The following is a 6481-nucleotide window of genomic DNA, read 5'->3' as shown; positions in this document are numbered from 1 at the left end:
GAATAAGCAATGCACTCTGTAAAGAGAGTTAGAAACATAAAGAAAAGTTTTCCCTTCATTTAGATCCCTTTGGTTATTGAGACCAATATTATACACAGGATAAACTTTATTTACAACAAAAAATTGTTTTTTTTATATAAAATTTATTTAGAAGCTGTTTTTTTTAAGTTTTAAAAAAAATGATGTGAGACAAAAAATATGCAAGACTTGATGAATGAATTGATTCGCTCAGGAAATACAAAACGTCTCAGAAAGGCTTTAAAAGCCTTAACAGGGTATGAAATTGCCGAATTTTTGAATAATCAGCCTCAAAAATTTCAATTACGTATGTTCAAAGAGCTTCCTGAAAATTTAACATTCGAATGTTTTGATTATCTTTCTCAAGAAACACAGAACTTTCTTTTACATGCATTGCCTTCCTATCAAGCAGCCAAGCTTCTCAAATCTTTTGCACCTGATGACCGAACAGCTTTTCTAGAAGTTTTACCTAAAGAAACAGTAGATGAATTTGTCAAATTATTGCCTATTAGCGAGCGCTTGCTCACTTTAAAATTGTTAGGTTATCCAGAAAAGAGTATTGGGCGCTTAATGACAACAGATTATTTAGCTGTTTTACCGCATTGGACAATTGAAAAAGTTTTAGATCATATTAAAGAATATGGGCATGACAGTGAAACAATCGATTATATTTATGTGATTGATTACAAAGGTAGATTAATTGATGACATTAAGTTAAGAGATCTTCTTTTTATATCGCGGAATAAGCGAGTGGAAAGTATTTTAAATGGAAATGTGATTGCTCTTTCAGTTAAAGAAGATGAAGAAAGAGCTATTAATGTGTTCCGTATGCATGATCGCTCAGCTTTACCTGTCATTGACAATAAAGGAGTCTTATTAGGAATTGTGACAATTGATGACATTCTTCGCTTATCAGATGAAGAGGCAACTGAAGATATTCAAAAAATTGGGGGAATGGAAGCCTTAGACAAACCTTATATGCAGGCACCTTTTCTAGAATTAATTAAAAAAAGAGCTGGCTGGTTGGTCATTCTATTTTTAGGTGAAATGATGACTGCAACAGCACTAGGGTATTTCGAGAAAGAAATTGCTCAAGCAGTTGTTTTAGCTTTATTTTTACCTTTAGTGATTTCCAGCGGAGGAAATGCTGGTTCGCAAGCTGCGACATTAATTATTCGTGCGATGGCACTTGAAGAAGTTAAACTTAAAGATTGGTGGAAAATAGTTAAGCGAGAATGCGCTTCAGGAGTTGTTCTAGGGTTAATTCTAGGGTTAATTGGATTTTTAAGAGTCATTATTTGGAGTCAGTTTTCAAATATCTATGGAGATCATTGGTTTTTAATTGCTCTTACCATTTACTTTTCTTTAATCGGAGTGATCTTATGGGGAACTTTTTCTGGAGCTGTGCTTCCTTTAGTCTTGCGCTATTTTCGTTTTGATCCAGCCACCTCTTCAGCCCCTTTTATTGCAACAATGGTTGATGTTGTGGGACTAATCATTTATTTTATGGTTGCTATCTTTCTGTTGAAAGGAACGCTTTTATAGCCAATGCGCAATAATTAATTATCTCTGCCAAAAATTTTTATTTAGGCTAAGGAGTATTTGACGTACCTGCCTCATGATTTTTAAATTCTTTAAGTTATTTTAAAGGTTTAATTAGCAAATTTTCCGTATTTTAAACAAATAAAATTAATTCATTTTATTAAAAGACTTATCGTTAAATAATTTTTCTTTGTGTAATGAAACTTTTTTGCTAAAATATTCGATCTCTTGTCAAGAATAGGCAAAAAATCATTAATTAAGGATTTTTTATGGCTGTCAGTGTGTTTAATTTATTTTCGATTGGTATCGGACCTTCGAGTTCGCACACAGTTGGACCCATGCGCGCAGCGCGACAGTTTGTGGTCAATTTACAGTTAAACGATATGTTAGTGGATGTCCACAGAATAAAAATGGAGCTTTATGGTTCATTGGCTTTAACAGGAAAAGGACACTCCACAGATATTGCTGTTTTGCTTGGCGTAGAAGGAAATGCTCCGGAAGGAATCAATCCAAGAGATGTAGAGCCACGCATTAAATGGATTCGAGAAAATCGCAAAATCTCTTTACTTAATTCTCGATTGATTGAGTTTCAAGAAGAAGTTGATTTAATTTTCCATTCTGATAAACAGCTCCCTTTTCATCCCAATGGAATGCGATTTACAGCCTTTAATACCTGCCATCGAGAAATATCTCAAGAAGTTTTTTATTCTGTAGGCGGTGGCTTTATTGTCGATCATCATGCAGCCATGAAAGATGAAACGATTTGTCAAAATGATCATCATTTACCTTATCCTTTTAAAACGGCGGATGAATTATTACTTCTTTGTAAAAAACATAATTTTTCAATTGCTGAATTGATGTGGGAAAACGAAAAATCTTGGCGTACAGAAGAAGAAATTGAAATAGGACTTCTCAATATTTGGAATGTCATGCAGACTTGTGTAAAGCATGGCTGCGAAAAAGAAGGGGTATTACCTGGAGGGCTAAATGTTAAAAGACGCGCAGCAAGTATCTATCGATATTTACAAGAAGAAGAATTAAAACCTTTAGAAAAACGAGATCGTGCTGAAGTCATAGATTGGGTCAGTCTGTGGGCATTGGCTGTCAATGAAGAAAATGCAGCAGGAGGGCGTGTTGTCACAGCTCCAACGAACGGAGCAGCGGGAGTCATTCCCGCTGTGCTTCATTACTATGAAAAATTTATAAATAATTCAGATTCTAAAGGAATTATCACTTTTTTATTAGTGGCTGGAGCAATTGGAATTTTATATAAAGAAGGAGCTTCGATTTCAGCGGCAGAAATGGGGTGCATGGGAGAAGTTGGGGTCGCGTGTTCAATGGCAGCAGCTGGCCTTGCAGCCGCTCTTGGTGCAAGTAATGAACAAATTGAAAATGCAGCAGAAATCGGAATGGAACATAATTTGGGATTAACCTGTGATCCCATTAAAGGTTTAGTGCAAATTCCTTGTATTGAAAGAAATACAATGGGGGCTACTAAAGCGATTAATGCAGAAAGATTAGCTAGACTACACGGAGATGGTACGCACCGAGTGACTTTAGATCAAGTAATCGCCACAATGAAACAAACTGGCCATGATATGATGTCTATTTATAAAGAAACATCTCAAGGAGGGCTGGCTGTTAATGTACCAGAATGTTAGATTAAAGAAATAACTGCAAAAATAAACCTGTTTGAAAATCTAGTTGTTTTAGTCTTGTCATTGCCTTTTAATTTTTTCAATATTTTTAGGATTCCATGCAAAAAGTTGAAGAACGAGAAGCTATTACCCTTACTAATCAAGGTGAAAAAATTTTCGCTATTTTACACCGCCCTCTCAAAACTACTCCGGTTCCCGCTGTTGTCATTTGTTCTGGATTTGGAGGCACCAAAAGTGGTAAATTTCGACTTTTTGTTAATTTGGGTAAAGAATTAGCGAAGCAAGGAATTGCTGTTCTTCGGTTCGACTATCGAGGTGCTGGGGATAGTGAAGGGGAGTTTGAAGATCTCACTTTAGAAAGTAAACTAAGTGATACTTTAGTCTGTTTAAATTTTTTATCCAAGGATCCTCAAATTGATCTCAACCGTATAGGAATACTTGGACGCTCTTTAGGTGGGGCAATTGCTGTTTTAGCTGCTTGCGAATATCCTTCTATTAAAAGCTTGGCACTCTGGGCTCCTGTTTTCACAAGCGGACCATGGAAAAAATTATGGGACTTAATTCAATCTAATCCTTCTCTTTTAGCTACAAATGAAATTCTAAAACATCTGCCTTCACATACTCCCAATAAAGAGTTCTTAAAACAGTTTTTTGAGCTGAATATTGAGCAAAAACTAACACATATTAAGAACGTGCCTATTTTACATATTCATGGTGAAAAAGATCTTATTGTAGAGATTGAACATGCAAAAGCTTATAAAAATGCTCGAGAATCCATTGAAAATACTAAATTTATCTTGCTCCCGCAGTCTGATCATGATTTTTCGGATAAAAGTGAGCGAGAAAAGGCACTTCAGGAAACCTGTACTTGGTTTAAAGAAACTTTGTAAAATCTGATCAGGAGCATTGAGTTAGCAATGATTTCTTTTAGCCCGTTGCAAATTCACCGTTTAAAGTATCAACCTCAGCTTCCTCTCCTTTTGCAAGATTTAAGTGTAATTGCAGCAAATTTTGAAAAATCAATTTGTCTCTCTGATCCCGCTTTGCAAGAGCAGTTTCCAAAAACATTTCAGCAACCTATTATTACTTTTCGCCGCGGCAACAAAAAAGAAGCCACACCTTTAAAAGTAGGTGTCGTGTTATCTGGAGGTCAGGCTCCAGGAGGACATAATGTGATTGCCGGTTTATTTGATGCCTTAAAGCAAATTCATCCAGAAAGCATACTACTGGGTTTCCTTGACGGTCCTTTAGGAATATTGAAGAACACCTCTATCGAATTAACAAAAATGGTGATCGATTCTTATCGCAATCAAGGAGGATTCGATATGATCGGATCTGGGAGAACAAAAATCGAAACTCCCGCTCAATTAGAAGCAGCCATGTTAACTGTTCAAACTTTAGCACTGGACGGACTAGTCATTATTGGAGGAGACGATTCTAATACCAATGCAGCTATTTTAGCAGAATATTTTAAACAAGCTGGCGTAAAAACTTCTGTTATTGGAGTTCCAAAAACAATTGACGGAGACCTTAAAAATGAATTTATAGACATTTCATTTGGATTTGATACTGCTAGTAAAATATATGCGGAATGTATTGGAAATATTTTGAAAGATGCTTTATCAGCAAAAAAATATTATCATTTTATTAAATTGATGGGCCGCTCTGCTTCTCATCTTGCTCTCGAGTGCGCTTTATTGACACACCCTAATTTAGTTTTTATTAGTGAAGAAGTTGCTGAAAAGAAACAAACTCTTCAAGAAATTGTTGGGCAAATCACTACCATGATTTGTAAAAGAGCTGAAAAAAATCTTCACTACGGAGTGGTTTTAATACCGGAAGGTTTAATAGAATCTATCTCTGAAATTGGAGCGTTGATTCAGAAGCTCAATGAATTACTTTTTTTTCACTCAGAAAAAATCGAAGAATTATTAATACCGGAAGAAAAAGATAATTATATCATTTCTCAGCTTACTTCAAGCGAAGCAAAAACATTTTTAGCTCTCCCAAAAGATGTACGCGATCAACTTTTGTTAGAAAGAGACTCACATGGAAATGTACAAGTATCAAAAATAGAAACGGAACGCTTATTAATAAAGTTAGTAGAAAAAGAGCTAAAACGACTTAAGCAAGAAGGCATTTATAAAGGAAAATTTAGCCCTCAACCTCAATTTTGTGGTTATGAAGGACGATCTGGATTACCCAGTAACTTTGATTGCCAATATTGCTATGCGCTCGGATTTGTAGCTACTTTGTTAGTTCAATCCGGTGTTACGGGTTATATGAGTTGTCTAAAAAAATTATCAGAGCCTATTGAGAGATGGAGCCCTATGGGAGTGCCAATTTATCGAATGCTGCAGATAGAAAAAAGACAAGGTAAACAAAAATCTGTTATTCGAAAATTTCTTGTCGATTTGCAAGGACCGTTTTTTAAAAAGTATGCCTCGGTAAGAGATCAATGGCAAATTACTGATGACTATCGTTCGCCCGGCCCTATTCAATTTGAAGGACCTAAAAATCTGACTGAGGTGAAGCCTCTTTCGCTTTTGCTTTAAAAAAGTTTGGCAAAGAATTTTTAGAGCGCTATATAGAAATTAAATAAGTTTTGAAAGAAGTTTAACAAATTTGAACGGCATCTTTAGTTTTTTTGAGGCAATATGTATAAAAATGTGATCATGTCTATTTTTGCAATTTTGATGGTGGGAGTGATTTTTTTAGCTGCAAATATGAAAGATGCTTATAAAGTGCTTCCGGGGCCAACACAAAGCGAAAAAATTGTTTCTCCTTATGCAGAATGGAGAGAATTTACTTCTGAATCAGGAGATTTTAAAGTTTTATTTCCTTCTATGCCTCAATATGCTAAAGAAGCTGTGAATGTTCCTAATACAGATGTTAAACGTCGTTATGCGATGTATGCAGCTGAAAAAATTAATGGGACAGTTTTTATGATCAGTGTCATCACTTATCCCCAAGATTTCAATACAAACAATAAAAATACAATTGTTCGATCAGTTATTGATGAGTTAATTGCTAGTGATCCAGCTAACCATCTTTTAGAGCAAAGAGACGCCATTTTCCAAGAGCAGTCAGCTATTGATTTTCATCTTGTCAATAAAGAATTTGATATTGAAGGAAAGTCTTTTATGATAGATAAAACTGTTTATGTGTTAACTTACGTTGCTAGAAATAGAGATTATGATATAGCTGATTACAAACATTTTATTGAATCTTTTCGTCTCTTGTCTAAAATACCGTCTTAACAT

The 6481-nt window shown here is 35.2% G+C and carries 5 protein-coding genes; all 5 read left to right on the top strand.

Annotated elements, in window-relative coordinates; translation table 11 throughout:
* The first annotated feature begins 198 nt into the window (after positions 1 to 198).
* The 5 genes from mgtE to BU804_RS00095 all read left to right on the top strand — a co-directional run bounded on the left by mgtE (position 199) and on the right by BU804_RS00095 (position 6478).
* Complete coding sequence (mgtE, locus tag BU804_RS00115; RefSeq protein ID WP_075882493.1) at positions 199 to 1563, top strand: magnesium transporter; 1365 nt, start codon at positions 199 to 201, stop codon at positions 1561 to 1563.
* A 266-nt stretch (positions 1564 to 1829) separates the two neighbouring features.
* Positions 1830 to 3221, top strand: coding sequence for an L-serine ammonia-lyase (locus BU804_RS00110; RefSeq protein ID WP_075882492.1), 1392 nt, complete (start codon positions 1830 to 1832; stop codon positions 3219 to 3221).
* A gap of 95 nt (positions 3222 to 3316) precedes the next feature.
* Positions 3317 to 4108 carry an alpha/beta hydrolase family protein gene (locus tag BU804_RS00105; RefSeq protein WP_075882491.1) on the top strand — a complete coding sequence of 264 codons (792 nt, stop codon included), beginning with the start codon at positions 3317 to 3319 and terminating at the stop codon, positions 4106 to 4108.
* 27 nt (positions 4109 to 4135) lie between these two features.
* The gene (locus BU804_RS00100; protein ID WP_075882490.1) at positions 4136 to 5773 is read left to right on the top strand and encodes a diphosphate--fructose-6-phosphate 1-phosphotransferase; all 1638 of its coding nucleotides are present in this window, start codon (positions 4136 to 4138) and stop codon (positions 5771 to 5773) included.
* A 102-nt stretch (positions 5774 to 5875) separates the two neighbouring features.
* The gene (locus BU804_RS00095) at positions 5876 to 6478 is read left to right on the top strand and encodes a hypothetical protein (RefSeq protein ID WP_075882489.1); all 603 of its coding nucleotides are present in this window, start codon (positions 5876 to 5878) and stop codon (positions 6476 to 6478) included.
* Positions 6479 to 6481: the final 3 nt, after the last annotated feature.

Origin of the sequence: Candidatus Protochlamydia sp. W-9 (genome assembly GCF_001950615.1) — a bacterium.
Taxonomy (GTDB): domain Bacteria; phylum Chlamydiota; class Chlamydiia; order Chlamydiales; family Parachlamydiaceae; genus Protochlamydia; species Protochlamydia amoebophila.
Note: the sequence above shows the minus strand (reverse complement) of the source record. Positions and strands in the feature narration are given on the sequence as shown.

Coding starts and splice junctions, on each gene's coding strand:
- BU804_RS00110 (WP_075882492.1), top strand. CDS start 1,830: ATGGCTGTCAGTGTGTTTAATTTATTTTCGATTGGTATCGGACCTTCG.
- BU804_RS00095 (WP_075882489.1), top strand. CDS start 5,876: ATGTATAAAAATGTGATCATGTCTATTTTTGCAATTTTGATGGTGGGA.
- BU804_RS00105 (WP_075882491.1), top strand. CDS start 3,317: ATGCAAAAAGTTGAAGAACGAGAAGCTATTACCCTTACTAATCAAGGT.
- mgtE (WP_075882493.1), top strand. CDS start 199: ATGCAAGACTTGATGAATGAATTGATTCGCTCAGGAAATACAAAACGT.
- BU804_RS00100 (WP_075882490.1), top strand. CDS start 4,136: ATGATTTCTTTTAGCCCGTTGCAAATTCACCGTTTAAAGTATCAACCT.